25 protein-coding genes are annotated in these 24,966 nt (G+C 64.3%); 17 read left to right on the top strand and 8 right to left on the bottom strand.

From position 1 onward, the window contains the following. The first annotated feature begins 1 nt into the window (after nucleotide 1). The 3 genes from ACYHH6_RS16790 to rsmA are packed head-to-tail and all read left to right on the top strand — an operon-like array spanning nucleotide 2 to nucleotide 2,809. Entirely contained in the window at nucleotides 2–931 is a 930-nt protein-coding gene (locus ACYHH6_RS16790; protein ID WP_352585066.1) for a peptidylprolyl isomerase, read from the top strand. A 13-nt stretch (nucleotides 932–944) separates the two neighbouring features. Then, a complete protein-coding gene (pdxA, locus tag ACYHH6_RS16785; protein WP_352585064.1) occupies nucleotides 945–1,973 on the top strand; it encodes a 4-hydroxythreonine-4-phosphate dehydrogenase PdxA in 1,029 nt (342 codons plus the stop codon). After that, the gene (gene rsmA / locus ACYHH6_RS16780; protein ID WP_352585063.1) at nucleotides 1,970–2,809 is read left to right on the top strand and encodes a 16S rRNA (adenine(1518)-N(6)/adenine(1519)-N(6))-dimethyltransferase RsmA; all 840 of its coding nucleotides are present in this window, start codon (nucleotides 1,970–1,972) and stop codon (nucleotides 2,807–2,809) included. The genes pdxA and rsmA overlap by 4 nt, the downstream gene beginning before the upstream one ends. Nucleotides 2,810–2,855: 46 nt before the next feature. Here the strand turns inward: rsmA and gmk are convergent, their stop codons facing one another. The 7 genes from gmk to fabD form a co-directional block, all read right to left on the bottom strand. Then, entirely contained in the window at nucleotides 2,856–3,530 is a 675-nt protein-coding gene (gene gmk, locus ACYHH6_RS16775) for a guanylate kinase (RefSeq protein ID WP_246691276.1), read from the bottom strand. A 6-nt stretch (nucleotides 3,531–3,536) separates the two neighbouring features. Further along, entirely contained in the window at nucleotides 3,537–4,427 is an 891-nt protein-coding gene (locus ACYHH6_RS16770) for a YicC/YloC family endoribonuclease (protein ID WP_352585061.1), read from the bottom strand. Between the two features lie 255 nt (nucleotides 4,428–4,682). After that, on the bottom strand, nucleotides 4,683–5,942 hold the full coding sequence (mltG, locus tag ACYHH6_RS16765) for an endolytic transglycosylase MltG (protein ID WP_352585059.1): 1,260 nt from the start codon (nucleotides 5,940–5,942) through the stop codon (nucleotides 4,683–4,685). Between the two features lie 202 nt (nucleotides 5,943–6,144). Next, nucleotides 6,145–7,407: a beta-ketoacyl-ACP synthase II gene (fabF, locus tag ACYHH6_RS16760; protein WP_352585057.1), complete on the bottom strand. Its 1,263-nt coding sequence runs from the start codon at nucleotides 7,405–7,407 to the stop codon at nucleotides 6,145–6,147. A gap of 34 nt (nucleotides 7,408–7,441) precedes the next feature. Next, entirely contained in the window at nucleotides 7,442–7,678 is a 237-nt protein-coding gene (locus ACYHH6_RS16755; protein ID WP_006203723.1) for an acyl carrier protein, read from the bottom strand. Between the two features lie 221 nt (nucleotides 7,679–7,899). Continuing rightward, complete coding sequence (gene fabG, locus ACYHH6_RS16750) at nucleotides 7,900–8,637, bottom strand: 3-oxoacyl-[acyl-carrier-protein] reductase (RefSeq protein WP_112560795.1); 738 nt, start codon at nucleotides 8,635–8,637, stop codon at nucleotides 7,900–7,902. A 60-nt stretch (nucleotides 8,638–8,697) separates the two neighbouring features. Further along, nucleotides 8,698–9,645 carry an ACP S-malonyltransferase gene (gene fabD, locus ACYHH6_RS16745; protein WP_352585055.1) on the bottom strand — a complete coding sequence of 316 codons (948 nt, stop codon included), beginning with the start codon at nucleotides 9,643–9,645 and terminating at the stop codon, nucleotides 8,698–8,700. A gap of 281 nt (nucleotides 9,646–9,926) precedes the next feature. Here fabD and ACYHH6_RS16740 point away from each other — a divergent pair, with 281 nt between their 5' ends. The 14 genes from ACYHH6_RS16740 (at nucleotide 9,927) to ACYHH6_RS16675 (ending at nucleotide 24,208) form a co-directional block, all read left to right on the top strand. Continuing rightward, nucleotides 9,927–11,852 carry an LTA synthase family protein gene (locus ACYHH6_RS16740; protein ID WP_352585053.1) on the top strand — a complete coding sequence of 642 codons (1,926 nt, stop codon included), beginning with the start codon at nucleotides 9,927–9,929 and terminating at the stop codon, nucleotides 11,850–11,852. 310 nt (nucleotides 11,853–12,162) lie between these two features. Next, entirely contained in the window at nucleotides 12,163–12,663 is a 501-nt protein-coding gene (rpsF, locus tag ACYHH6_RS16735) for a 30S ribosomal protein S6 (protein WP_112560792.1), read from the top strand. Beyond that, a complete protein-coding gene (gene rpsR / locus ACYHH6_RS16730) occupies nucleotides 12,663–12,911 on the top strand; it encodes a 30S ribosomal protein S18 (RefSeq protein ID WP_006203718.1) in 249 nt (82 codons plus the stop codon). Before rpsF ends, rpsR begins: the two co-directional genes overlap by 1 nt. A 269-nt stretch (nucleotides 12,912–13,180) precedes the next feature. Then, nucleotides 13,181–13,765, top strand: coding sequence for a 50S ribosomal protein L9 (rplI, locus tag ACYHH6_RS16725; protein ID WP_112560791.1), 585 nt, complete (start codon nucleotides 13,181–13,183; stop codon nucleotides 13,763–13,765). Nucleotides 13,766–13,941: 176 nt separating this feature from the next. Then, nucleotides 13,942–15,276: a cyclopropane fatty acid synthase gene (locus ACYHH6_RS16720; RefSeq protein ID WP_352585051.1), complete on the top strand. Its 1,335-nt coding sequence runs from the start codon at nucleotides 13,942–13,944 to the stop codon at nucleotides 15,274–15,276. A 75-nt stretch (nucleotides 15,277–15,351) separates the two neighbouring features. Beyond that, a complete protein-coding gene (locus tag ACYHH6_RS16715) occupies nucleotides 15,352–15,675 on the top strand; it encodes a YnfA family protein (RefSeq protein WP_352557969.1) in 324 nt (107 codons plus the stop codon). A gap of 2 nt (nucleotides 15,676–15,677) precedes the next feature. Beyond that, nucleotides 15,678–16,655, top strand: a complete 978-nt coding sequence (locus ACYHH6_RS16710; RefSeq protein ID WP_352585050.1) for a small ribosomal subunit Rsm22 family protein — start codon at nucleotides 15,678–15,680, stop codon at nucleotides 16,653–16,655. 219 nt (nucleotides 16,656–16,874) lie between these two features. Beyond that, complete coding sequence (locus ACYHH6_RS16705) at nucleotides 16,875–18,365, top strand: replicative DNA helicase (protein ID WP_112560787.1); 1,491 nt, start codon at nucleotides 16,875–16,877, stop codon at nucleotides 18,363–18,365. A 252-nt stretch (nucleotides 18,366–18,617) separates the two neighbouring features. Continuing rightward, nucleotides 18,618–20,021, top strand: a complete 1,404-nt coding sequence (radA, locus tag ACYHH6_RS16700; RefSeq protein ID WP_352585048.1) for a DNA repair protein RadA — start codon at nucleotides 18,618–18,620, stop codon at nucleotides 20,019–20,021. A 48-nt stretch (nucleotides 20,022–20,069) separates the two neighbouring features. Next, nucleotides 20,070–20,741 (top strand): CvpA family protein, encoded by a 672-nt coding sequence (locus tag ACYHH6_RS16695; protein WP_352585046.1) that lies wholly within the window; start codon nucleotides 20,070–20,072, stop codon nucleotides 20,739–20,741. 129 nt (nucleotides 20,742–20,870) lie between these two features. Next, nucleotides 20,871–22,352, top strand: coding sequence for an amidophosphoribosyltransferase (gene purF, locus ACYHH6_RS16690; protein WP_112397309.1), 1,482 nt, complete (start codon nucleotides 20,871–20,873; stop codon nucleotides 22,350–22,352). A 30-nt stretch (nucleotides 22,353–22,382) separates the two neighbouring features. Next, nucleotides 22,383–23,138, top strand: a complete 756-nt coding sequence (locus tag ACYHH6_RS16685; protein ID WP_352585045.1) for an SDR family NAD(P)-dependent oxidoreductase — start codon at nucleotides 22,383–22,385, stop codon at nucleotides 23,136–23,138. A gap of 79 nt (nucleotides 23,139–23,217) precedes the next feature. Continuing rightward, entirely contained in the window at nucleotides 23,218–23,847 is a 630-nt protein-coding gene (locus ACYHH6_RS16680; RefSeq protein ID WP_352585043.1) for a hypothetical protein, read from the top strand. Between the two features lie 139 nt (nucleotides 23,848–23,986). Beyond that, nucleotides 23,987–24,208 (top strand): hypothetical protein, encoded by a 222-nt coding sequence (locus tag ACYHH6_RS16675; RefSeq protein WP_023689120.1) that lies wholly within the window; start codon nucleotides 23,987–23,989, stop codon nucleotides 24,206–24,208. 196 nt (nucleotides 24,209–24,404) lie between these two features. On the opposite strand, the gene ACYHH6_RS16670 is transcribed toward ACYHH6_RS16675, so the two are convergent. Then, nucleotides 24,405–24,911 (bottom strand): OsmC family protein, encoded by a 507-nt coding sequence (locus ACYHH6_RS16670; protein ID WP_352585041.1) that lies wholly within the window; start codon nucleotides 24,909–24,911, stop codon nucleotides 24,405–24,407. Nucleotides 24,912–24,966 lie beyond the last annotated feature (55 nt).

Raw genomic sequence — 24,966 nt, 5'->3', positions numbered from 1 at the left:
GATGCTTTCGATGAGGAAATACCTGTTTTCGGCAGGATTCGCGCTCCTGATAGCGGCGACCTCGATCTCAGTCACCATGATGACGCCGCCGGCCTTCGCCAGTGAAATCAAGTATGTCGTCAACAACATACCGATCACCAGCGGCGACATTGCGCACCGGGCTGCCTTCCTGAAACTGCAGCGCAAGAAGGGCGACGCAGGCAAGGAGATGATCGACCAGACGCTGCGCATGGCCGAGGCCAAGCGCCTCGGCATCCGCATCACCGACGCCCAGGTCGAGGCCGCCTATCAGCGCTTTGCCTCGACCAACAAGATGCAGCTCAAGCAATTGGACGGCGTCATGACGCAGTCCGGCGTTACCAAGGAGCATTTCAAGGAATTCATCCGCGCCCAGATGGCGTGGAACCAGGCGCTGAGCGCACGCTATAGCGGCGGCGGCGGACAGATGAGCGAACAGGACCTGGTCAAGCACATGCTCGAAAAAGGCGGCGCCAAGCCGAGCGCCACCGAGTACATGCTGCAGCAGGTGATCTTCGTGGTGCCGAAGGCCGAGCGCAGCGCCACACTCGCCAAGCGCAAGCGTGAGGCCGAGGCCATGCGCGCCCGCTTCAACGGCTGCGCCACCACGCGCGAATTCGCCAAGGGCCTGATCGACGTCACCGTTCGCGATCTCCCCAGGGTGCTGGCGCCGCAACTGCCGCCGGACTGGGCCGAGCAGATCAAGGCCACCAAGCTGGGCGGCGCCACGGCCGTGCGCGAGACCGATCGCGGCATCGAATTCATCGGCATCTGCTCGTCGCGCGAGGTCTCCGACGACAAGGCTGCCCAGATGGTGTTCCAGAGCGAAAGCACCGGCGACAAGAACGCCGACGACCTCTCGGCCAAATATGTCGAGGAGCTGAAGGCGAAAGCCAAGATCGTCACGCGCTGAAACCGGCCTGGCCGTGCGTGAGACAGAGCTTCCGCTTGCACTGAGCGTCGGCGATCCGTCCGGCGTCGGGCCGGAAATCGCCATTGCCGCGTGGCAGAGCGCCCACGATTCGGGTGCGGCACCCTTCTATCTTCTCGCCGACCCGGCGCTGATCGCCGCGCGGGCGCGCCGGATCGGCGCCGAAGTGGCAATCGCGGAGACGGTGCCGGCGCAAGCAGCTGATGTCTTTCAACACGCTTTGCCCGTGGTGCCGCTGGCGGCCCGCTTCACCGACGATCCCGGCCGGCCTGACGCGGCCAATGCCGCCGGCACCATCGAGGCCATCGACAGCGCCGTCGCCGACTGCCTTGCCGGCCACGCGGCCGCGGTCGTCACCTGTCCGATTGCCAAGAAGCCGCTTTACGATGCCGGCTTCGGCTTTCCCGGCCACACCGAATATCTGGCGCATCTGGCCTCTCTCCACACCGGTGGCGCGGTAACCCCGGTGATGCTGCTCGCGGGCCCCGAATTGCGCACCGTTCCGGTCACCATCCACATTGCGCTGGCCGAGGTGCCGAAGGTGCTGACGACGGAGCTGATCGTTGCGATCTCGCGCATCACCGCCGCCGATCTTGCAAGCCGCTTCGGCATCGCCAGGCCGAGGCTCGCACTTGCCGGCCTCAATCCGCATGCAGGCGAGAGCGGCACCATGGGGACGGAGGATGAGCGCATCATCCGTCCGGCGGTCGAGATCCTGCGCGCGCAAGGCATCGACGCCTTCGGGCCGCTGCCGGCCGATACGATGTTTCATGCGCGCGCCCGTGCCGGCTACGACGTGGCGATCTGCATGTATCACGACCAGGCGTTGATCCCGGCCAAGGCGCTGGCCTTCGACGAGGCGGTCAACGTCACGCTTGGCCTGCCGTTCATTCGCACTTCGCCCGATCACGGCACAGCCTTCGACATCGCCGGCAAAGGCATCGCACGTCCCGACAGCCTGATCGCGGCGCTGAAGCTGGCCCGCCGGCTGGCCGATACCGGCATAAAGGTCGCAGCCGCATGAGCATTGATGGGCTGCCGCCACTGCGCGAGGTGATCGAGCGCCACGGGCTGCAGGCAAAGAAAGCGCTTGGCCAGAATTTCCTGCTCGACCTCAATCTGACCGGCAAGATCGCGCGCGCCGCCGGTGACCTTAGCGACAGCACGGTGATCGAGGTCGGCCCCGGCCCCGGCGGGCTGACCAGGGCGCTGCTCTCTGCCGGTGCCCGGCGCGTTATCGCCATCGAACGCGACGAACGCTGCCTGGCGGCGCTTGCCGAGGTCTCCAACCACTATCCGGGCCGGCTTGAGGTGATCAGCGGCGACGCGCTGAAGACGGATTTTGCCACTCTTGCCAGTGCCGCGTCGCAAGGCGGCGGCCCGGTGAGGATTGCCGCCAACCTGCCCTACAATATCGGCACCGAGCTGTTGATCCGTTGGCTGACCGTCACCGACTGGCCGCCCTTCTATCAATCGATGACGCTGATGTTCCAGCGCGAGGTGGCCGAGCGGATTGTCGCCGGCGCCGGCAGCGACGCCTATGGCCGGCTCGGCGTTCTGGCGGGCTGGCGGACTGAAGCGAGGATCGCCTTCGACGTGCCACCGCAAGCTTTCACGCCGCCTCCCAAGGTGACCTCCTCGGTGGTGCATCTGGTGCCGCGTGCCAGCCCGCTGGCGGCCGACGTGAAAAAACTCGGCCGCGTCACCGAAGCCGCCTTCGGCCAGCGCCGGAAGATGCTGCGGCAGAGCGTGAAGAGCCTGGGGGGTGAGGCACTGCTTATGCGCGCCAACATCGATCCGACCCGGCGGGCGGAGACGCTCAGCGTCGAGGAGTTCGTGCGGTTGACGAACGCCGTTTGAGATACTGCTGATCTCCCCCCTCGTGGGGGAGATCAGCGCTCTGCCCTCACACTGTCTTCTCGTCCAGCAGCCCCGAGACGAAATCAAACAAACCCGGCCGCCTATCCCGTCGCAGCCGCTCGGCAGTGACTATGCCGCGCACTTCGGCGAAGGCGCGGTCGAGATCGTCGTTGACGATGACGAAGTCGTATTCCTTCCAGTGCTCGATCTCGTTGCGGGCGTTCTTCAGCCTGGTCTCGATCACCTGTTCCTGGTCCTCGGCGCGGCGCTTCAGCCGCGCCTTCAATTCCTTCATCGACGGCGGCAGGATGAAGATCGAGACGATGTCGGCGCGCATCTTCTCCTTGAGCTGCTGGGCGCCTTGCCAGTCGATGTCGAACAGCATGTCGCGTCCTTGCGCCAACGCCAGTTCGGCCGGCTCACGCGGTGTCGCATAGCAATTGCCGTGCACCTCGGCCCATTCCAGCAGCGCGTCGGAATCGCGTAGCCGCTCGAACTCGCGCATGGTGCGGAAGTGGTAGTGGACGCCTTCGATCTCCGAGCCGCGGCGTGGCCTGGTGGTGACCGAGACCGACAGTTCCAGGCTGCCGTCGCTTTCCAGCAGGTTGCGCGCGATCGTCGACTTGCCTGCGCCGGACGGCGACGACAGGACGAGCATCAGCCCGCGTCGGCGAATGCGGGACCCCAGATCCCTGGCAACCATCGGCTCCTTGGCACCCATTTTGGGCTACTCCAGATTCTGGACCTGTTCGCGAAATTGGTCGACCACCGCCTTGAGCTCCAGCCCGATGGCGGTGACAGTGGCGGCGTTCGACTTCGAACACAGCGTATTCGATTCGCGGTTGAATTCCTGCGCCAGAAAATCGAGCTTGCGGCCGATGGCGCCGCCATTTGCCAGCAGCACCCGGCCCGACGCCACATGTGTCTTCAGCCGGTCGATTTCTTCGCGAATATCGGCCTTGGTGGCCAGGAACGCCGCTTCCATGTGCAGCCGAACGGCATCGAGATTGGCCGACGCATCCATCAGCAGCCGCACCTGTTCGGCGATCCGCTCGCGGATTGCCGCCGGTTCACGCGACGGGTCGGCCTCGGCCTTGCGCGTCAGCGCCTCGATGGCGTCGATGTGACCGGAAAGCAGCGAGCGCAGCGCTTCACCTTCGCTTTGGCGCGCCTGCTCGAGACCGGTAAGTGCGGTTTCGAGCGCTGACAGGATTGCCGCGTCGAGCGCTGCCCGCACCTCCTCGGTTTCGTTGCTTTCGGGGATGTCCAGCACGCCGCGCAGGGAAAGCAGGCCGTCGGCGGTCGCCGGGGCAACACCGAACTGGTCCTGCAGCCGCTTGGCCAATCCGGCCAGATCCCGGAGGAAGACTTCGTTGACCACCGGCTGCACCTGCTGGCCGGCGGCACGGCCGACGGTCAGGGTCGCCTGGAAATTGCCGCGCGAAAAGCGCTTCTGCAGCGTCTGCCGGACCGCCGGCTCGAGCCGCTCAAAACCTTGCGGCAGCCGCAGCCTGACCTCGACGCTCTTGCCGTTGACCGACTTGACCTCCCAGGCGATCGAGGCGCCGTCGTGCTCGCCGACGGCGCGTGCAAATCCGGTCATGCTCTGCAAATTCATGATGCGGCTCGTGTCTCCTGATGTTCCAATTCTGAAATCCCGCTCGCGTTCGATATCACGGGGAGCGCGAATGTCAGAATCGGAATACCGGCAAGGTGTTGATTTCCGGTATCGTTTTGATCTCGCAGTACTGAAATCTGCAGAGCCATCAGAGCAAGGCCAAAGACGCTTCGAACCGCGCTGGGCGCTCAAAGCACCAGCGCGTCGCCCATGTCCGCAAGGCGCAAGGTCACTCCGCCAAAAAGCGCCGGTCTGCTACTGGGCGGCACCCGCATCGCCGCCGGCGTCCCCGCTGTCGCCGCCGGCATCGCCACTGGCGTCACCGCTGTCATCGCCATCCGCCGGCGCATCGGTCTGGCCCGGGGTCTTGGCGCCCTTTGCGGCAGCTTCAGCCTGCTTTTTCTGCAGCGCCCGGTAGCGGGCAACGTTCTCATTGTGCTCGGCAAGCGTTGTGGCAAAGACATGGCCACCGGTGCCGTCGGCGACGAAATAGAGATCGTCGGTCTTCGACGGGTTGGCGACGGCTTCGAGCGCGGCCCGGCCGGGATTGGCGATCGGCGTCGGCGGCAGACCGTTGATCAGGTAGGTGTTGTAAGGCGTCTGCTTCTCGATGTCCGACTGATAGATCGGCCGGTCGGCGGGTTTGCCCTTGCCACCGAACAGGCCGTAAATGATGGTCGGATCGGATTGCAGCCGCATGCCCTTGGCCAGACGGTTGAGGAAGACGGCGGCAACGCGCGAGCGCTCGTCGCCCCGGCCGGTTTCCTTTTCGACGATCGAGGCCAAGGTGACGAAGTCGTCGACATTGGCCAGAGGCAGGTCGGGCGCGCGGCGCTGCCAGACCTCGTCGACCAGCTTCTTCTGGTCGGCGAGCAGCTTGTCGACCATCTGCTGGCGCGTGGCGCCGCGGGTGAAGCGCAACGTATCGGTGGCAAGGCTGCCCTCGGCCGGCGTGGTCGCCGGCATGTCCCCGGTCAGCGCATCCTGTTCGGCAACGCGCTGCAGCGCCTGCTCGACCGTCAGGCCCTCGGGAATGGTCAGCGAATACATCACCGACTTGCCGCTCTTCAGAAGCTCCATGATGTCGCGCATGGAGGCGCGCGGCTTGACTTCGTATTCGCCGGCCTTCAGCGCTGAATCATTGCCATAGACGCGCACGCCAATGCGGAAGATGCGGGCGTCGGTGATCAATCCACGCCGTTCGAGCTGGTCGGCAATATCCTGGACGCCGGTGTTCGGCTTGACCAGGAAGGTGTCGCCATTGGCGGACGGACCAGGTTCGTTGAAGGCCTGTTTGCCGAAATAGAGCGAGACGCCGGCGGCGAGGATCATCAACATCACCGCGGAGATGACGAAGTTCATGAACACGACGACCTGGCTGCGCGAGGCGCGCGAGCGCTTCGGCGGCGGCGTGCCGGCTTCCGGCCGCAAGGCCTCGGCCGCAGTCTTCGGCACGATCGGGCCGGTCTGCTGGTTTTGTCCGAATTGTCCGCTGCCGCCCGGATTGGTGTTCATAAGCGCCCTACCATCTGATCTCTTAGAGCGCCCATGCGTCCGGTCGGACGCACAGCGTGCCCTAACATTTCAAGCCTACGCATCGTGCTTTCAAAAAAAACGCCTTCGGTTTCAGGCCGATGCGACGAATCCCCAGCGGCAGAGTAGGCTCGAATATGGCAAAATTGACGACAGACCGCTGGCGCGCCGGTCGATACCGCAATCAGCCGATATAGCGCTGGAAAACCAGCGAAGCGTTGGTGCCGCCGAAGCCGAAGGAGTTGGACAATGCCACGTCGATCTGGCGGGGGCGTGGCGTGTTCGCTACCAGATCGATCGCGGTTTCGCGTTCCGGGTTGTCGAGATTGATGGTGGCGGGTGCGATGTTGTCGCGGATGGCGAGGATCGAGAAGATCGCCTCGGCGGCCCCCGCGGCACCCAGGAGATGGCCGATCGACGACTTGGTCGATGACATCGAGATCTTCGAGGCGGCATTACCGACCAGCCGCTCGACGGCACCGAGCTCGATCGTATCGGCCATGGTCGAGGTGCCATGCGCGTTGATGTAATCGATATCGGCGGGCGTCAGCTTGGCCCGGTTCAGCGCCGCCGTCATACAGCGGAAGGCGCCGTCGCCGTCTTCGGCCGGCGCGGTGATGTGATAGGCGTCGCCGGTCAGGCCGTAGCCGGTAACCTCGGCATAGATCTTGGCGCCGCGCGCCTTGGCGTGTTCGAGTTCTTCCAGCACGACGACGCCGGCGCCCTCGCCCATGACGAAACCGTCACGGTCGCGGTCATAGGGGCGCGAAGCCTTTTCAGGCGTGTCGTTGCGCTCGGTGGACAGTGCCCGGCAAGCGGCGAAGCCGGCTAGCGAAAGCCTGGTCACCGGCGATTCGGCGCCGCCGGCCAGCATCACGTCGGCATCGCCGAAGATGATCAGCCGGGCGGCATCGCCAATGGCGTGCGCGCCAGTTGAGCAGGCAGTGACGACGGCGTGATTGGGACCCTTCAGCCCGTGCCGGATCGACACCTGACCGGACACCAGGTTGATGATGTTTCCAGGAATGAAGAACGGGCTGATGCGGCGCGGACCGCGCTCGTGCAGGATCAGCGCGTTTTCGGCGATGCCTTCGAGGCCGCCAATGCCGGAGCCGATCATGACGCCGGTGGCGCAACGCTCGGCTTCGGTGCCGGGCTCCCAGCCGGAATCCTTCAGCGCTTCGTCGGCGGCCGCGATCCCGTAAAGGATGAAGTCGCCGATCTTGCGCAGTTCCTTCGGCTCAAGCACGGCTTCGGGATTGAGCGTGCCGTTGGTGCCGTCACCGCGTGGAATGACGTGGGCGATCTTGCAGGCAAGATCTTCCACTTCAAACTCGGTGACGCGCTTGGCAGCGCTGCGGCCGGTCAGCAATTCCTTCCAGCTGTGCTCGAAGCCCATGCCGAATGGCGAAACAAGGCCAAGGCCCGTGACGACGACACGCCTCATCGCAGGTCCTCCCCGGTGATGACTGCGGATAGCGTCAGGCCGAAGCCTTGTCGATGTACTTCACGGCATCGCCGACGGTCAGGATGGTCTCGGCCGCATCGTCCGGAATCTCGACGCCAAACTCTTCTTCGAACGCCATGACGAGTTCGACCGTGTCGAGGCTGTCCGCGCCCAGATCATCGATGAAGCTCGCCTGCTCCGTCACCTTGTCGGCATCGACGCCAAGATGTTCGATGACGATCTTCTTGACGCGCTCTGCGGTGTCACTCATTTGGGGCATCCTCGTCTTTTGTTTGTCTGTCTTCGTTAGCGGGCAGAATGCCGCTAATCAAGCTCAAAGATGGTCCTGCCGGAAACGCAACGGCACCGGACCGGTTTTTGCCCGAACCGCCGGGTTGCGGGCCGCATTACACGAAAATTGGCTAAGGTCCAAGGCGAAATGGTCTCTTTTCACAAGCCGGCCACGTCTTCTTATAACCCGGCCATCTCCCGTCAAATCATCGCCATGCCGCCGTTGACATGGATGGTCTGGCCGGTGACGTAGGCGGCTTCGTTGGAGGCGAGATAGGCGACGGCAGACGCCACTTCAACACTCGTGCCCATGCGGCGCGTCGGAATCGCCGCCATGATCGCGTCTTTCTGCTTGTCGTTGAGCTTGTCGGTCATGGCCGATTCGATGAAGCCCGGGGCGACGCAGTTGACGGTGATGTTGCGGGTGGCGATCTCCTGCGCCAACGACTTGGAAAAGCCGATCATGCCGGCCTTGGAAGCGCAATAATTGGTCTGGCCTGGGTTGCCGGTGACACCGACCACCGAGGTGATGTTGATGATGCGGCCATGCCGGCGGCGCATCATCGGATGGGTGAGTTCACGGGTCAGCCGAAACACGGCGGTCAGGTTGACCTCGAGCACACTGTCCCAATCGGCATCCGACATCCGCACGAACAGGCCGTCCTTGGTGATGCCGGCATTGTTGACCAGTATATCGACGCCTTCGAGTTCGGCTTCCGCCTTCTGGCCAAGCGCCTTGACCTCGTCGCGGTTCGACAAATTGGCTGGAAACAGTTTTACCCGGTCGCCGAGCTCGGCTGCCAGGGTCTCCAATTTCTCGATGCGGGTGCCGTGCAGGCCGACAATGGCGCCTTGCGCATGCAGCACCCGGGCAATCGCCTCGCCAATGCCACCCGATGCGCCGGTGACAAGCGCCTTGCGGCCGGTCAGTTCGAACATTTTCGTCTCCTGATCTTAAGAGAACACCCTTCCCATGGGAGGGGTCGAATCGCCAGTGGATTATGCAAGCGCGGCCTGCGCCGCCTCGACATCGGCAGGAGTGCCGACGGCTGCGGTAGCGATGTCGCGGTTGATGCGTCGTGCCAGGCCCGACAGCACCTTGCCGGCGCCGATCTCATAGAGTGTAGCGACGCCGTTGGCGCCGAACCACTCCACCGTTTCGCGCCAGCGCACGCGGCCGGTGATCTGCTCGACAAGCCGCCGAGCGATCTCATCGGGATCGCTGGTCGGGGTCACGGTAACGTTGGAAACGACTGGAACCACCGGCGCATGCTTGGCTACCCCGGCCATCGCCTCGCGCATCACAGTGGCCGCCGGCGCCATCAGCGCCGAGTGGAAGGGGGCGGAGACCTGCAGCATCAGCGCCCGCTTGGCGCCCTTCTCGGTGCACAGTTTCGCGGCGAGTTCCACCGCCGCCTTGGCGCCGGAGATCACCAGCTGGCCGCCGCCATTGTCGTTGGCGATCTGGCAGACCTTGCCGGAGCCGGCTGCCGCTTCAGTGCAAGCGGCTTCGACGTCAGGCTGTTCCAGTCCGATGATCGCCGCCATCGCGCCCTCACCGGCCGGCACCGCCGCCTGCATGGCATCGCCGCGAATGCGCAGCAGCCGGGCGGCATCGGCGACCGAGACGAAACCGGCGGCGGCAAGGGCGGAATATTCGCCGAGCGAATGGCCGGCAACGTAGGCGACCTTGTCCTTCAGCGAAAAACCGCGCGCTTCCAGTGCCCGCACCGCAGCCAGCGATACTGCCATCAGCGCCGGCTGGGCATTGGCGGTCAAGGTCAGCGTCTCTTCAGGGCCTTCCCAGATCAATGTCGACAGCTTTTCGCCCAGCGCCTCATCGACTTCCTCGAAGACCCTGCGCGCCTCGGGGAAGGCGTCGGCGAGGTCCTTGCCCATGCCGACAGCCTGGCTGCCTTGTCCCGGAAAGGTGAATGCAACGGCCATTTGGGCTCTCTCCAGCGGCTGATTTTTCCTGCCTGTGACGCAAGGCGGACCGCCAAGTCAAGCCCGCGAGCAGCATTTCGGCCCTCGTTCCACCCGGCAGCTGACCTCGAGTCCCTGTTCTGAAAGGCTTTTTGCCGATCACTCCTGATGAAAACCGCTCACGAATCGTTTGCTGGCTCTTCTTATTTCCGCCACAGGCGCTAGCTTTTGCATGACAGTTCTATGACAGAACGGTGACGCGAGTGGAAAAACGCGTTGCTTGGGCCGGGGGAAGAAGAGAAGTGGCAAGGATCAGGAAGGGCGCGGCAGTACCCGCGCCACAGTTCTTGGAAGACGATCCGTCCACCGGCTACCTGCCGGGGCGCAGATGGCCTGTCATCCGCTACGGTCTGGTCACGCTGCTTGCTTCCGCCGTTCTGGTGTTCGCCATCGAATGGATCGTGCGCGGCGACTTTTTCGGCACGGTCGACTTCTTCCTGCAACCCTTCAAGCCGGGCTGGACCACCATCATCGTCTTTGCGCTGGTGCTGATCGGACTGGACGCCGTGCTTGGCCGCAGCCACCAAAGCCTGATGATCGTGGCGCCGCTGACGCTGGCGCTGGCCTTTGTCGGGCACCAGAAGTCGCACTATCTCGGCGATCCGCTCTACCCGACCGATTTCCTCTATTCGCGCCAGATCATGGCGTTGATGCCGCTTCTGGTGCGCGAGCGGCCCTGGACGGCGGTGGCCATGGCCGTCGGCATCGTCGCCGGCCTGTCGCTGCTGATCTATGGCTGGCGGGTGTGGCGCCGCAAGGTGCCGATCCTCAGCCGCAAGGGGCGCCTGGCGCGGTTGACGCTGGCGGTGCCGCTGCTCGCCTTCTTCGTTTCGATCATGGACTACGCCACCTTCTCGTGGACCCGCGACCGGCTGCAGATCATCCCGATCATGTGGGACCAGAAGGAAAACTATGCCTCCAACGGGTTTGCGCTGGCTTTCGCGCTCAACGTGCCGATGGCGCATGTCTCGGCGCCAGTGGGCTATTCCGACAAGGCGATCGATGCGATCGACAGGCCTGAGGTGACGGCCTCGGTGCCGGATGAGAAACCCGACATCATCGTGGTGATGAGCGAATCCTTCTGGGATCCGACCAAGCTGCCCGGCGTCACCATCACGCCGGACCCGATCCCCAATGTGCGCGCTTTGCGCTCGGGCTACATGTTCTCGCCGGAATTCGGCGGCATGACCGCCAACATCGAATTCGAGGCGCTGACCGGCTTTTCCAATGCCTTCCTGCCGGCGGGCTCGATCCCCTATCAGCAATATGTGCGCACGCCGACGCCGTCGCTGGCGACCTTCCTGAAAAGCGAAGGTTATCGGGCGCGCGCCATCCATCCCGGCACCAACTGGTTCTGGAATCGCGGCGCGGTCTATGCCGATTTCGGCTTCAACGATTTCCGCTCGGAAGAGACGCTGCCGCCGCTGGAGAAGCGCGGGCCGCTGGCCTCCGACGCGGCAATGACCGACGAGATCATCGCAGAGGCCGACGCCAGCGAGGACCCGGTGTTCTTCTTCGCCGTCAGCCTGCAGAACCACGGCCCCTACGAGCCGTACCGCTACTACAACCCGACCCACAAGGTCGCGGCACCCATCAGCACATGGGCGCGGGAATCGCTGCTCAGCTACGCCGAGGGTTCGGCCGATGCCGACCGTGGCCTCGAGCGGCTGATCGAATGGGCGAAGAAGCGCGAGCGGCCGACGGTCATAGCCTTCTTCGGCGACCATCTGCCGCCGCTTGGTCCCGTCTATGTCGAGACCGGCTTCCTCAAAGACAATGTCGCGCCGCGCAAGGAGCCGACGCCGGAGGCCGCACTTGAGCACCACCAGACGCCGCTGATCATCTGGTCGAACCGCACCGGCCCGGCGCAGGATATGGGCGCGGTCAGCCCGGCCTTCCTGCCCTACCACATCCTGACCACCGCCGGGATCACGCACCCCTACTACACCGGCTTCCTCGGCGCGCTGCGCGAACGCTATCGCGTCGTCGATCGCAATCTCCTGCTGACACCGTCAGGCGAAGCGACGCCCGACTGGGCGCGGCAGAAGGACATCGATCCGGCGATCAACGATTTCCGCCTGCTGCAATACGACATGATGTTCGGCAAGCGTAAGGCCGCGCCCGACTTCTTCCCCGAAACGGTGGACAAGCTCGCCCATACAAGTTGACGCCCGGCGTTTTTCGATCCTGCGACGCCAAGGATGCTGGAACGGCGTCCTACCCTTGCCTTCCCGCCAAATTGCTGTATAGACGCCCGCAATCTGCCGGTCCTTGCTGGGGGCTGAACGGAGGGCCGTTGTTTTCCCAGGGAAAACGGCGTGTGAAGCCAGAAGCGCTTCCGCCTCCCGTGTCTCCGCTCTCGACCGTCTCGAAATGCTCCTTTCTTCCCCGCCCCTTCGGGACCAGCGGGTCAGAGAAGTTGCAGAGGCTTTTGCCGCGAGGGTCCGGGAGAGAAACGAAGAAAGGCATTGAACCACTATGGCTCTATACGAACATGTGTTCCTTGCCCGGCAGGACCTCTCGCAGCAGCAGGTCGATGCGCTTGTCGAACAGTACAAGGGCGTCATCTCCGCAAATGGCGGGTCCGTCGGCCGGGTCGAGAACTGGGGACTGAAGTCCCTCACCTACCGGGTCAACAAGAACCGGAAGGCTTACTACACGCTTATGGACCTCACCTGCCCGCCGGCAGCGCTCAACGAGATGGAGCGCCAGATGGGTCTGTCCGAAGACGTGCTGCGTTTCCTGACCGTCAAGGTCGAGGCGCATGAGGAAGGCCCGTCGGCCATGATGCAGAAGCGCGAAGAGCGCTCGGAACGCGGCGGCTTCGGCGACCGCGACCGTGGCGATCGTGGTCCGCGCTCGTTTGGCGATCGTGATCGCGGCGACCGTGGCGATCGTCCGCCGCGCTCATTTGGCGACGCCGGTGGCGATCGTGGTCCGCGCCGTCCGCGCGAAGGCGTTGAAGGGGGTGCAGAATAATGGTCGACATCAATCAGATCCCGACCCGGCGCCCGTTCCATCGCCGCCGCAAGACCTGCCCGTTCTCCGGCGCCAACGCGCCCAAGATCGACTACAAGGACGTGCGTCTGCTGCAACGCTACATTTCCGAGCGCGGCAAGATCGTGCCGTCGCGCATCACCGCCGTCAGCCAGAAGAAGCAGCGCGAACTCGCCAAGGCGATCAAGCGCGCCCGCTTCCTCGGCCTGCTGCCCTACGTGGTTCGCTAAGACTTTCGAGCGGGCGGTTCGCCGCCCGCTCTATTCTCCCACGGCGACGGGCGCCGCAGGGAGTATTTTGATGATGCATGTCGTTGTCCCAAAACCGGGATCCACTTTTGGGCGACATGCATTGAAATCCCGAGTTGAGGTGAAAAGCCTCTAACTGCCGCGACAGGCAGGACAGCGACACCGGCGCCAAGGCGCTCCGAGCTTCCTGACCTGTTCCACTCAATTCGGCGCCGACCTTGTGATCGGTGCCCAGACGAAGGAACAAAACCATGGAAGTCATTCTTCTCGAACGCGTTTCCCGCCTCGGCCAGATGGGCGATACCGTCAAGGTCAAGGACGGCTTTGCCCGCAACTTCCTCTTGCCGCAGGGCAAGGCGCTGCGCGCCAACGAAGCCAACAAGAAGAAGTTCGAGGGACAGCGCGCCCAGCTCGAAGCCCGCAACCTCGAACGCAAGTCGGAAGCCAGCCAGGTTGCCGAAAAGCTCGACGGCAAGAGCTTCATCGCCGTGCGTTCGGCCGGCGAGACCGGCCAGCTCTACGGTTCGGTGTCGACCCGCGACATCGCCGAGCTGCTGACGGCGGAAGGCTTCTCGGTCAACCGCAACCAGATCCAGCTCAACCAGCCGATCAAGACCATCGGCGTCACCAATGTGGCGATCGCGCTGCATCCGGAAGTCGAGGTCACCATCAGCCTCAACATCGCCCGCACGGCCGATGAAGCCGAGCGTCAGGCCAAGGGCGAAACGCTGACCACCGCCGAAGCCATCTATGGCGACGACATCAACGACAATGCGCGGCCGGAGAACTTCTTCGACCCGAACACCGAGTTCGAAGGCGGCGAAGACAACGCCTGATCGCCTAACGACAAGCGAGGAAGCGGCGCTCCCAATCACATTGTCGTCATTCAGCCTTTGTGGACCAATGCCCGGGCCTCTCGCCCGGGCATTTTTGTACCAAATGGAACTTTTCGAACCCCTATATATTGTTGCAGAGTTAGCCCGCCAGTCTGACCGTGAGGGGACATTTGGTGATGAATATTCTGTTGAAGCGCGTTCTCGACCGCCTGGTGCGCACAGGCAATCTCAAAGTCACCGCGCCGAAGGGTTCGACGCATGTGTTCGGCGACGGCAGCGGCGAGCCGGTGCACATGCACATCAAGACCAAGCATGCCGAACGCGCCATCACCTTCGATCCGATGCTGGCGGTGCCGGAATCCTACATGGACGGCGAACTCGACATCCTTGAGGGCGGCGTTCTCGGCCTGATGCGCATCGCCTTCCAGAACATGGGCAGCGGCGGCATCGATGCCACCTGGTCGAAGGCGATCGAGGGCCTGCGCCACGCCTTCCGCCGCCTGCAGCAGATCAACACCGCCTCGCGCTCGCGCCGCAACGTGCAGCGCCACTACGATCTGTCGGGCGACCTCTACCGGCTCTTCCTCGACGAGGACATGCAATATTCCTGCGCCTATTTCGAGCAGCCGGACATGACACTCGACGAGGCGCAGGTCGCCAAGAAGCGCCACATCGCCGCCAAGCTCAGGCTGAAGGCCGGCCAGACCGTGCTCGACATCGGCTCCGGCTGGGGCGGGCTTGGCCTCTACCTCGCCAAGGCTTTCGACGTCGACGTGCAGGGCGTGACGCTGTCGACCGAGCAGCACGGCGTCGCGACCGACCGGGCGCATGCGCAAGGCCTGCAGGACCGAGTGCATTTCGAGCTGAAGGACTACCGCGAACTCAACGAACGCTTCGACCGCATCGTCTCGGTCGGCATGTTCGAGCATGTCGGCGTCAACCATTTCCGCACCTTCTTCGAAAAGTCGGCGACGCTGTTGAAGCCGGACGGCGTCATGCTGCTGCACACGATAGGCCGCTCCGGCGTGCCGTGGGCGACCAGCGCCTTCGTCCGCAAATACATCTTCCCCGGCGGCTACATCCCTTCGTTGTCGGAGGTGATGCCGGCAATCGAAAAGTCGGGGCTGGTGGTTACCGACATCGAGATGCTGCGGCTGCATTACGCCGATACGCTGAAGCACTGGGGCCAGCGCTTTGCCGCCAACCGCGACAAGGCCAAGGCCATCTATGACGAGCGCTTCTGCCGGATGTGGGAGTTCTATCTCGCCGCCTCGGAAGCGGCCTTCCGCTGGCAGGACCTGGTGATCTTCCAGATCCAGATCGCCAAGAAGAACGACACGCTGCCGATGACTCGCGACTACATGGCCAAATGTGAAAAGGCACTGGAAATGCGCGAGATTGGGCATAGCCACGAACAACCGGTCGCCCAGCCTGCCGTTGCCAAGGCTGTTGCTACAAGGTCAGCTGTTGCGAAGTCCGCGCGCCGCCGCAAGGTGGCGGATCGCGAGTAGCCCGGCGGCGGCCCATCGGTCTTGCCATCGCCAGCCCAAACATGAAAAAGGTCTCGCACTAGTGAGACCTTTTTCATGACCTACCTCCTCTACATCGCCGCCGCATTGGCCGAGATCGCCGGCTGCTTTTCCTTCTGGGCCTGGTGGCGCCTTGAAAAGTCACCGCTGTGGCTGGCGCCTGGCCTCGTCTCGCTTGCATTGTTCGGCTTCCTGCTGGCGCTGGTCGACACCAATGCCGCCGGCCGCGCCTACGCCGCCTATGGCGGTATTTACATTGCCGCCTCGCTCGGCTGGCTGTGGCTGGTGGAAGGCGTGCGCCCAGACCTTTGGGATCTTGCCGGCGCGGCGCTTTGCGTTGCCGGCGCCTCTGTCATCCTGTTCGCACCGCACGGAGCCTGAGCGTGGAACTGCCAGCACCGCTCAGACAAGGCGTCGAGCGCCTGCTCGAAACGATACCGCTGCCGGCGTTGCGCCAGGCGGCGAAGACGCTGTCCGACCGCTACCGTGCCGAACTGCGCGACGGTCGCCTGCACATGGCCGAGGAGATGGCGGTAAAAGCCTATCTGGCGACGCGGCTGCCGGCGACCTATGCCGCCGTGCGCGCCAGCCTCGATGCCCTTGCCGATGCACGGCCTGATTTCCAGCCAAAAACCCTGCTCGATGTCGGCGCCGGACCTGGTACGGTGCTTTGGGCCACCACGGACCTCTGGCCAGACCTCGAACAGGCGGTGCTGTTTGAGGCCAGCGCCGCGGTGCGCAAGGTCGGCCAGTCGCTCGCTCTTGATACCATTGTCGCGAGCACCGACTGGCGCGCCGGCGACGTCACCATCGATCTTGCCGATCTCAAGCCTGCCGATCTCGTCACCTGCGCCTATGTGCTGGACGAGATCGCGCCGGCGTCGCTGCCGAAGCTTGTCGGCCGGCTCTGGCAGTTGACCGCCGACACCCTGCTGATTGTCGAGCCGGGCACGCCGGCAGGCTGGCAGCGCATCCTGGCCGTGCGCCGGCATTTGCTGGAGGCCGGCGCGCATGTGCTGGTCCCTTGCCCGCACGAGGCACCCTGCCCGCTTGAGCTGCCCGACTGGTGCCATTTTTCGCGCCGCGTCGCCCGCTCGCGCCTGCATCGCCTAGCCAAGGATGCCGAAGTGCCCTGGGAGGACGAGAAGTTCATCTATGTCGCGGCGTCGCGGCAGCCCGCGGCCTCCCGCGCCGCGCGCGTCATTGCGCCGCCGAAAGCCGGCTCCGGCAAGGTGCTGCTCAAATTGTGCCGGCCGGACGGCAGCGCCGGCGAGACGCTTTTCACCAAGCGCGACGGCGAGCTGTTCAAGCAAGCGCGGCGGTTGGACTGGGGCGATACGTTGGACGAGGGAAGCGGATAGCCGCAGAGATTGTTCTTGCTTCGTTCCTGTCGGACCAATACAATCACCACTTGGCGAGTCAATCGGAATCAGAGCACGGGAATTCTGTCCTGTGGACGGTTTGCCGTCCCCTGTGGACAGCGGGCATCAACGCCGATTGGACGCAACTGATGCATATAAGTCAGCATCGGATCTTTCGCGTTCTGGTATCGAGAAGCCGGGATCGAAATCGGGGACATCATGGCAGAGGCAGCACGAAAATTCGGCGTGGCGGAGCAACCGCTTTATCGTGAGGCGCCAAACAACATCGAGGCCGAGCAGGCGCTGCTCGGCGCCATCCTCGTCAACAACGATGCCTTCTACCGCGTCTCCGACTTCCTCAAGGCCGGCCATTTCTATGAGCCGCTGCACAGGAAGATCTTCGAGGTCGCGGCCGAACTCATCCGCATGGGCAAGGTGGCGACGCCGATCACGCTGAAGACCTTCCTGCCGGCCGACGAGAAGGTCGGCGACATGACGGTGGCGCAATATGTGGTGCGGCTGGCGGTCGAAGCCGTCACCGTCGTCAACGCCACCGACTATGGCCGCGCCATCTATGACCTCGCCACGCGCCGCGCGCTGATCACCGTCGGCGAGGACATGGTCAACATCGCCTATGACGCGCCGGTCGACATGGCGCCGTCCGAGCAGATCGAGGATGCCGAGCGGCGACTGTTCGAACTGGCCGAAACCGGCCGCTACGATGGCGGTTTCGAGAGCTTCACCGACGCCGTCAAGACCGCCGTCGACATGGCCAACGCCGCCTATATGCGCGACGGCCATCTGTCGGGCGTCGCCACGGGCCTGCGCGATCTCGACCGCCGCATGGGCGGGTTGCAGCCCTCCGATCTGATCATCATCGCCGGCCGCCCCGGCATGGGCAAGACATCGCTCGCCACCAACATGGCCTTCAACATCGCCGAGGCCTATGTGCCGGCGCAGCAGGCCGACGGGTCGTTCAAGGCGGCCAATGGCGGCGTCGTCGGCTTCTTCTCGCTCGAAATGTCATCCGAACAGCTGGCGACCCGTATCATTTCCGAGCAGACCGAGATCCCATCGTCAAAAATCCGCCGCGGCGAGATTTCCGAGATGGATTTCGAAAAGCTGGTCGCCTGCTCGCAGACCATGCAGAAGATCCCGCTGTTTATCGACCAGACCGGCGGTATCTCGATCGCGCAGCTTTCCGCCCGGGCGCGGCGGCTGAAACGCCAGCGCGGCCTCGACCTCATCGTCATCGACTATATCCAGCTGATGCAGGGTTCCAGCGCCAAGGCCTCGCAGAACCGCGTGCAGGAAATCACCGAGATCACCACCGGCCTCAAGGCGCTGGCCAAGGAGCTGTCCGTGCCGATCATCGCGCTGTCGCAGCTGTCGCGTCAGGTCGAAAGCCGCGAGGACAAGCGCCCGCAGCTTTCCGACCTGCGTGAATCCGGCTCGATCGAGCAGGACGCCGACGTGGTGATCTTCGTCTATCGCGAGGAATATTATCTGAAGAACCGCGAGCCGAAGCCCGGCACCGACGAATACATCAAGTGGGAACACGAGATGAACGAGATGCGCGGCAAGGCCGAAGTCATCGTCGCCAAGCAGCGCCACGGCCCGACCGGTTCGGTCAGCCTCGCTTTCCAGGGCGAATTCACCCGCTTTTCCGACCTCGCCGAAGAGCATCATATCGCGGAGAGGTTTGAGTAGCCGCTTGTCAGAAGTCGCATCAAATATCTGGAAGGGCAGGTCTCCACGGCGCCCCCCTCTGTCCTGCCGGACATCTCCTCCACCAGGGGGGAGATTGGCTGCCACCGCTGTCGGCGCTTCTTTCTGCAACGTTGAAAATTGGCGAAATCCGTTGCGCAATCTGATCTCCCCCCTGGTGGGGGAGATGTCCGGCAGGACAGAGGGGGGCGCTGTCCCGCTAACCTGTCTTTCTTTGATCGCCGGCCGCGCCTGATGGCTAAATCCCGCGTCCAGTTCATCTGCCAGAATTGCGGATCGGTGCATCAGCGCTGGGCCGGCAAATGCGATGCTTGCGGCGAGTGGAATACCCTCGTCGAGGAAGGCACGTCGGGCGGCATCGGCTCGGGGCCTGCTAACACGCGCAATGCCCGCAAGGGCCGCGCCGTGGTGCTGACCAGCCTGTCCGGCGACATCGAGGATGCGCCGCGCATCATTTCGGGCATTGGCGAGCTCGACCGCGCCACCGGCGGCGGGTTCGTGCGCGGTTCGGCCCTTCTGGTCGGCGGCGATCCCGGCATCGGCAAGTCGACGCTGCTCACCCAGGCCGCTGCAGCATTGGCGTCAAAAGGCCACCGCATCGTCTATGTCTCGGGCGAAGAGGCCGTCGCCCAGATCAGGCTGCGCGCGCAACGGCTTGGCGTCGCCGACACACCCGTCGAACTTGCCGCCGAGACCAATGTCGAGGACATCCTGGCAACAATCGCCGACGGCAGAAGGCCGGACCTCGTCATCCTCGATTCGATCCAGACGCTGTGGACCGACATGGCCGATTCGGCGCCCGGCACTGTCACCCAGGTGCGCGCCGCCGCCCAGGCGATGATCCGCTACGCCAAATCCACGGGCGCCGCCATCGTGCTGGTCGGCCATGTCACCAAGGAAGGCCAGATCGCCGGCCCGCGCGTCGTCGAGCACATGGTCGACGCCGTGCTCTACTTCGAAGGCGAAGGCGGCCACCACTACCGCATCCTGCGCACGGTGAAGAACCGCTTTGGGCCGACCGACGAGATCGGCGTCTTCGAAATGTCCGACAAGGGCCTGCGCGAAGTCGCCAACCCATCGGAGCTATTCCTCGGCGAACGCCATGCGAAATCGCCGGGCGCGGCGGTTTTCGCCGGGATGGAAGGCACACGTCCGGTACTGGTCGAGATCCAGGCGCTGGTGGCGCCGTCGTCGCTGGGCACACCGCGCCGCGCCGTCGTCGGCTGGGACGGCGCGCGGTTGTCGATGATTTTGGCCGTGCTCGAGGCCCATTGCGGGGTGCGCTTCGGCACCCATGATGTCTATCTCAACGTCGCCGGCGGCTACCGGATTTCCGAGCCGGCTGCCGATCTGGCGGTGGCGGCTGCACTGGTTTCGTCGCTCACCGGTCTTGCCCTTCCCGCCGATTGCGTCTATTTCGGCGAAATCAGCCTGTCGGGCGCAGTGAGGCCGGTTGCGCATGCGCAACAGCGCCTTAAAGAGGCCGAAAAGCTGGGTTTTGGAAGTGCGGTTCTGCCCTTGGGCAGCGAGGAGGTTGTCGGGGGGATCGGGACCGGCGCTTTCCAGCCAACCGAACTTGCCGATCTCGTGGCGCGCATAGCCGGCTCACGGCGTAGTCGTGTCGACGAGGAAGACTAACGCGGCTCGGCCGAGCCGTGAAAAGACAATCGGAGTGGGGCGAACAACATGCCGATTACGCTGCTTGACGGAATTCTCGTCGGCTTCACCCTGGTCTCGGCGATGCTCGCCATGGTTCGCGGCCTGTCACGCGAGATCCTGTCCGTCGTTTCCTGGGCCGCGGCCGCTGCGGCGGCGTTCTTCTTCTACAAGCCGGTGCTGCCTTACGTTCAGCCCTATGTCGAAAGCGACAAGATTGCCATGGCGGCGTCCGCCGGCATCGTCTTCGTCATCGCGCTGATCGTCGTTTCCGTCATCACCATGAAGCTTGCCGACTGGATCATCGATTCCAGGATCGGCGCGCTCGACCGTACGCTTGGCTTCCTCTACGGCGCGGCGCGCGGCATCCTCGTCGTCGCGGTGGCGCTGTTGTTCTTCAACTGGCTGGCCGGCGCCAAGGCGCCTCCCTGGATCGCCAACGCCAAGTCGAGGCCGCTGCTCGAAACCATCGGCGCCAAGCTGGAAAGCCTGCTGCCCGAGGATCCGGAAAACGCCATCCTGAAGAAGCTCAACCCGAATCAGCCGGCAGCACCTGAGACGCCCCCGGCAGCCGATGCACCGGCTGCGGATGCGCCGGCAGCCGGCGAGGATGCGCCCGCGCCCGACGACGGGACCGACGCTCCAGCCGACAATGCACCAGCACAGCCCGCCCCCCCGGCCCCGGCCGCGCCGGCAAACTAACCTGGAACGGTATGGCGCCCACTGGGCGGGCGCCATTTATGAGCTGACTGTGGTGTGAACGGCGCACGGCGTGCGTTGCTTTCGCGGCGCTCTCGCCTTATATGGCCATTTTAGCGGAGCTTGAGCCCCATGGCAGTTTCGAAGGCAGACGCAGACGACGTGCTTTCCGCCGAAGCAGACGATCATTTTCACGACGAATGCGGCGTGTTCGGCATTTTCGGCCGGCAGGACGCCGCAGCCATCGTCACACTTGGCCTGCATGCACTGCAGCATCGCGGCCAGGAAGCGGCCGGCATCGTCTCCTATGACGGCACGCAGTTCCATGTCGAACGCCATGTCGGGCTGATCGGCGACACCTTCACCAAGCAGCACGTCATCGACAGCCTGCAAGGCAATCGCGCCATCGGCCACACGCGCTACGCCACCACGGGCGGCGCCGGCATGCGCAACATCCAGCCCTTCTTCGCCGAACTCGCCGATGGCGGCTTTGCCGTCGCTCACAACGGCAACCTCACCAACGCCATGACCGTGCAGCGCGCGCTGCAGAAGCAGGGCGCGATTTTCTCGTCGACCTCCGACACCGAGACGCTGCTGCACCTGGTTGCGACCAGCAAGGAGCGCGATCTCAACTCGCGCTTCATCGACGCCGTGCGCCAGGTCGAAGGCGCCTTCTCGCTGGTGGCGATGACCTCCAAGAAGATGATCGGCTGTCGCGATCCGCTCGGCATCCGGCCGCTGGTGCTCGGCGACCTCGACGGCGCCTGGATCCTGGCCTCCGAAACCTGCGCGCTCGACATTATCGGCGCCCGCTTCGTGCGCGACCTGAAGCCGGGCGAGATGGTCGTCGTGACCTCGAAAGGCATTGAGAGCCTGTTCCCGTTCGAGCCGCAGAAGACCCGCTTCTGCATCTTCGAATATGTCTATTTCGCCCGTCCGGACTCCTCGGTCGAAGGCCGCAACGTCTATGAGGTGCGCAAGCGCATCGGCGCCGAGCTGGCGCAGGAAAGCCCGGTCGAGGCCGATATCGTCGTGCCGGTGCCGGATTCCGGCACGCCGGCGGCGATCGGCTTTTCCCAGGCTGCCGGCATTCCCTTCGAGCTCGGCATCATCCGCAACCACTATGTCGGCCGCACCTTCATCCAGCCCGGCGATTCGATCCGCCATATGGGCGTCAAGCTCAAGCACAATGCCAACCGCCGCATGATCGAGGGCAAGCGCGTGGTGCTGGTCGACGATTCCATCGTGCGCGGCACCACCAGCCAGAAGATCGTGCAGATGGTGCGCGATGCCGGCGCCCGGGAGGTGCATATGCGCATCGCCTCGCCGCCGACCAGTGCGTCGTGCTTCTACGGCGTCGACACGCCGGAGAAGTCGAAGCTTTTGGCATCTCGCATGTCGATCGAGGAAATGGCCGAATTCATCCGCGTCGATTCGCTCGGCTTCCTCACCATTGACGGGCTCTACCGCGCCGTTGGCGAAGCCGGCCGCGACAATGAGCAGCCGCAATTCTGCGACGCCTGTTTCACCGGCCAGTACCCGACCCGCCTGCTCGACTTCGAAGGCCACGACAATGTGCGCACGCTGTCGCTGCTGGCGAACAACGGGGCCTAAAGCCCAGCTGCCATCCTTGAAAGCGCTCGCATGACCCTCGACCTCTCCGGCCGCGTCGCGGTCGTTACCGGCGCCTCGCGCGGCATTGGCTATTTCATCGCGAAAGAACTTGCCGCCGCCGGCGCGCATGTGATTGCGGTCGCCCGCACGGTTGGAGGGCTGGAAGAGCTCGACGACCAGATCAAGGCTGAACGCGCCAAAACCGGCAAGGGCGAAGCGACGCTGGTGCCGCTCGATCTTGCCGACATGCCGGGCATCGACCGGCTCGGTGGCGCCATTCATGAGCGCTGGGGCAAGCTCGACATACTGGTGGCCAATGCCGGCGTGCTCGGCGTCCTCTCGCCGATCGGCCATGTCGAGGCGAAAACCTTCGAGAAGGTGATGACCATCAACGTCACCTCGACCTGGCGGCTGATCCGCTCGGTTGACCCGCTGCTCAGGCTCTCCGACGCCGGCCGCGCCATTCTCATGTCCTCCGGGGCCGCGCATTCGGCGCGTGCCTTCTGGGCGCCCTATGCGGCATCGAAGGCGGCCGTGGAAGCCATGATGCGCTCGTGGGCGCATGAGACGCAAAGCCTGCCGCTGCGCGTCAATGCCGTCGACCCCGGCGCCACCCGCACCGCCATGCGTGCGCAGGCGGCACCCGGCGAGGATCCGGAGACGCTGCCGCATCCCTCAGAAATTGCGAAGCGCATCGTGCCGCTGGCGAGCCCCGAGCTGAAAGAGACAGGGCTGATCTTCCAAGCCAGGAACCAGCGCTTCGTCGCTTACCGGCAGCCGGAATAAAAGCTGGGCGGAAGCGGGATTAAACAGGCCTCCAGTTACGTTTCTTCGAATGTAGGACATTCGAAACCGGAGGACCGACATGCGTAGACTTCTTCTCGTTGCCGCCGCTGCGATTGCCGCCACGGCTGGCGCAGCCTTCGCGCAAGACGCCAAGATGAGCTTCTTCGTCACCAGTGTCGGTTCCGGCAAGGGCGCCGATCTCGGCGGTCTCAAGGGTGCGGACGCCCACTGCGCGTCGCTGGCGGAAGCGGCCGGGGTTACCGGCAAGGAATGGCACGCCTATCTCTCGACCGCCGACGTCGATGCGCGCGACCGCATCGGCAAGGGTCCGTGGGTCAACGCCAAGGGCGAAAAGATCGCCGATGACGTCGCCTCGCTGCACAGCGACACCAACGCCATCACCAAGCAGACGGCATTGAACGAGAAGGGCGAAGTGGTCAACGGCCGTGGCGACAAGCCGAACCGGCACGACATTTTGACCGGCTCGAAGCCCGACGGCACCAAGATCGCCGACCAGACTTGCGGCGACTGGACGCTAAGTGGCGCGGAGGGCGCGGCGATGATGGGCCATCACGACCGCACCGGGCTGGACGAGTCGGCGGCGGCGAAATCCTGGAACTCCTCGCACGCCTCGCGCGGCGGCTGCAGCCAGGAGGCGCTGAAGGGCACCGGCGGCGACGGTCTGTTCTACTGCTTTGCCACGAACTGAGCGCAAGGTAAGCGGCATGGTTCGCTCACGGGTCTGTGATGATCCGGCAGGGCCCTCCCCCTTCGCCCTGCTTTCGCCATCAGCCGGGAGTTGCTAGGGTTCGATCCGAATCCGACATCCAGCAAAGCGAGGAATTCCCATGGCTGCTCCCAGCGTAGCATTGGTCTGGTACCTGGTGATCGCCGGCCCGCAAGGCGGCATGGTGGTGCTGCCCAGCACCTTCGACACCCGCGAACAATGCACCAACGCCATCACCGAATACCAGAAGCAGCCGACCCCGGCCGGCTGGGCGGTGAACTGCGTGCCGAGCGCCTCGCCCTTCACCGACGAAGGTGATGCGGAAGAGCCCGCGGCGCAGTAGCGTCGACGCTCCTGATCTCCCCCCAAGTGGGGGAGATGGCCGGCAGGCCAGAGGGGGGCGCGAAGGAACGCCAACCTTGGCTGCCTTTGAACGCGAGCTTATGAACGATTTGCCTGGGTCTATTGAGAGGCCGGCGGGACAGCGCCCCCCTCTGCCCTGCCGGGCATCTCCCCCACTTGGGGGGAGATCAGCAGCTTCAGCGCTGCGCTGAAACCACCAGCTCCGGCTTACTGTTGATCGTCTGAAATACCACGCAATAGCGTTCCGTCAGCTTGATCAGCGAATCGATGCGCTCCTGCGGCTCATCCGTGTCGAGGTTGAAATTCAGCCGGATAGCGCGGAAGCCGACCGGGGCATCCTTGGCCACGCCCAGCGTGCCGCGAAAGTCGAGATCGCCCTCGGCCTCGACGGTCGCCGCGCCGAGCCTGAACTCCAGCGCCGTCGCCACCGCCTTCAGCGTCACACCAGCGCACGCGACCAGCGCCTCGAGCAGCATATCGCCCGAACAAAGTTCGAGCCCGGAACCGCCGGTTGCCGGATGCAGCCCGGCCACCGCCAGCGCCCTGCCCGTCTCGACCTTGCAAGCGATCGACTGGTCGTCGATCGAGCCCCTGGCGCGAAGCGTGATCAGCGCCTGCGCGGCATCGCCGCGATAAGCCTCCTTGAGCGGCGCCTGCATGGCTTTGAGTGCGGTGGCGTCCATGGTCTGTCCTTTCGAGTCCTTCACGCTTTGATAGCACTGATATGCCGGCGGGACA

The sequence above is a fragment of the Mesorhizobium sp. P171375 genome (assembly GCF_057786075.1).
This window is presented reverse-complemented; position numbering and strand designations above follow the sequence as displayed.

Excerpts from the sequence above, each read along its gene's own strand:
- ACYHH6_RS16790 (WP_352585066.1), top strand. The coding sequence starts at position 2 with ATGCTTTCGATGAGGAAATACCTGTTTTCGGCAGGATTCGCGCTCCTG.
- rsmA (WP_352585063.1), top strand. The coding sequence starts at position 1,970 with ATGAGCATTGATGGGCTGCCGCCACTGCGCGAGGTGATCGAGCGCCAC.
- gmk (WP_246691276.1), bottom strand. The coding sequence starts at position 3,530 with ATGGGTGCCAAGGAGCCGATGGTTGCCAGGGATCTGGGGTCCCGCATT.
- ACYHH6_RS16770 (WP_352585061.1), bottom strand. The coding sequence starts at position 4,427 with ATGAATTTGCAGAGCATGACCGGATTTGCACGCGCCGTCGGCGAGCAC.
- mltG (WP_352585059.1), bottom strand. The coding sequence starts at position 5,942 with ATGAACACCAATCCGGGCGGCAGCGGACAATTCGGACAAAACCAGCAG.
- fabF (WP_352585057.1), bottom strand. The coding sequence starts at position 7,407 with ATGAGGCGTGTCGTCGTCACGGGCCTTGGCCTTGTTTCGCCATTCGGC.
- ACYHH6_RS16755 (WP_006203723.1), bottom strand. The coding sequence starts at position 7,678 with ATGAGTGACACCGCAGAGCGCGTCAAGAAGATCGTCATCGAACATCTT.
- fabG (WP_112560795.1), bottom strand. The coding sequence starts at position 8,637 with ATGTTCGAACTGACCGGCCGCAAGGCGCTTGTCACCGGCGCATCGGGT.
- fabD (WP_352585055.1), bottom strand. The coding sequence starts at position 9,645 with ATGGCCGTTGCATTCACCTTTCCGGGACAAGGCAGCCAGGCTGTCGGC.
- rpsF (WP_112560792.1), top strand. The coding sequence starts at position 12,163 with ATGGCTCTATACGAACATGTGTTCCTTGCCCGGCAGGACCTCTCGCAG.
- rpsR (WP_006203718.1), top strand. The coding sequence starts at position 12,663 with ATGGTCGACATCAATCAGATCCCGACCCGGCGCCCGTTCCATCGCCGC.
- rplI (WP_112560791.1), top strand. The coding sequence starts at position 13,181 with ATGGAAGTCATTCTTCTCGAACGCGTTTCCCGCCTCGGCCAGATGGGC.
- ACYHH6_RS16720 (WP_352585051.1), top strand. The coding sequence starts at position 13,942 with ATGAATATTCTGTTGAAGCGCGTTCTCGACCGCCTGGTGCGCACAGGC.
- ACYHH6_RS16715 (WP_352557969.1), top strand. The coding sequence starts at position 15,352 with ATGACCTACCTCCTCTACATCGCCGCCGCATTGGCCGAGATCGCCGGC.
- ACYHH6_RS16705 (WP_112560787.1), top strand. The coding sequence starts at position 16,875 with ATGGCAGAGGCAGCACGAAAATTCGGCGTGGCGGAGCAACCGCTTTAT.
- radA (WP_352585048.1), top strand. The coding sequence starts at position 18,618 with ATGGCTAAATCCCGCGTCCAGTTCATCTGCCAGAATTGCGGATCGGTG.
- ACYHH6_RS16695 (WP_352585046.1), top strand. The coding sequence starts at position 20,070 with ATGCCGATTACGCTGCTTGACGGAATTCTCGTCGGCTTCACCCTGGTC.
- purF (WP_112397309.1), top strand. The coding sequence starts at position 20,871 with ATGGCAGTTTCGAAGGCAGACGCAGACGACGTGCTTTCCGCCGAAGCA.
- ACYHH6_RS16685 (WP_352585045.1), top strand. The coding sequence starts at position 22,383 with ATGACCCTCGACCTCTCCGGCCGCGTCGCGGTCGTTACCGGCGCCTCG.
- ACYHH6_RS16680 (WP_352585043.1), top strand. The coding sequence starts at position 23,218 with ATGCGTAGACTTCTTCTCGTTGCCGCCGCTGCGATTGCCGCCACGGCT.
- ACYHH6_RS16675 (WP_023689120.1), top strand. The coding sequence starts at position 23,987 with ATGGCTGCTCCCAGCGTAGCATTGGTCTGGTACCTGGTGATCGCCGGC.
- ACYHH6_RS16670 (WP_352585041.1), bottom strand. The coding sequence starts at position 24,911 with ATGGACGCCACCGCACTCAAAGCCATGCAGGCGCCGCTCAAGGAGGCT.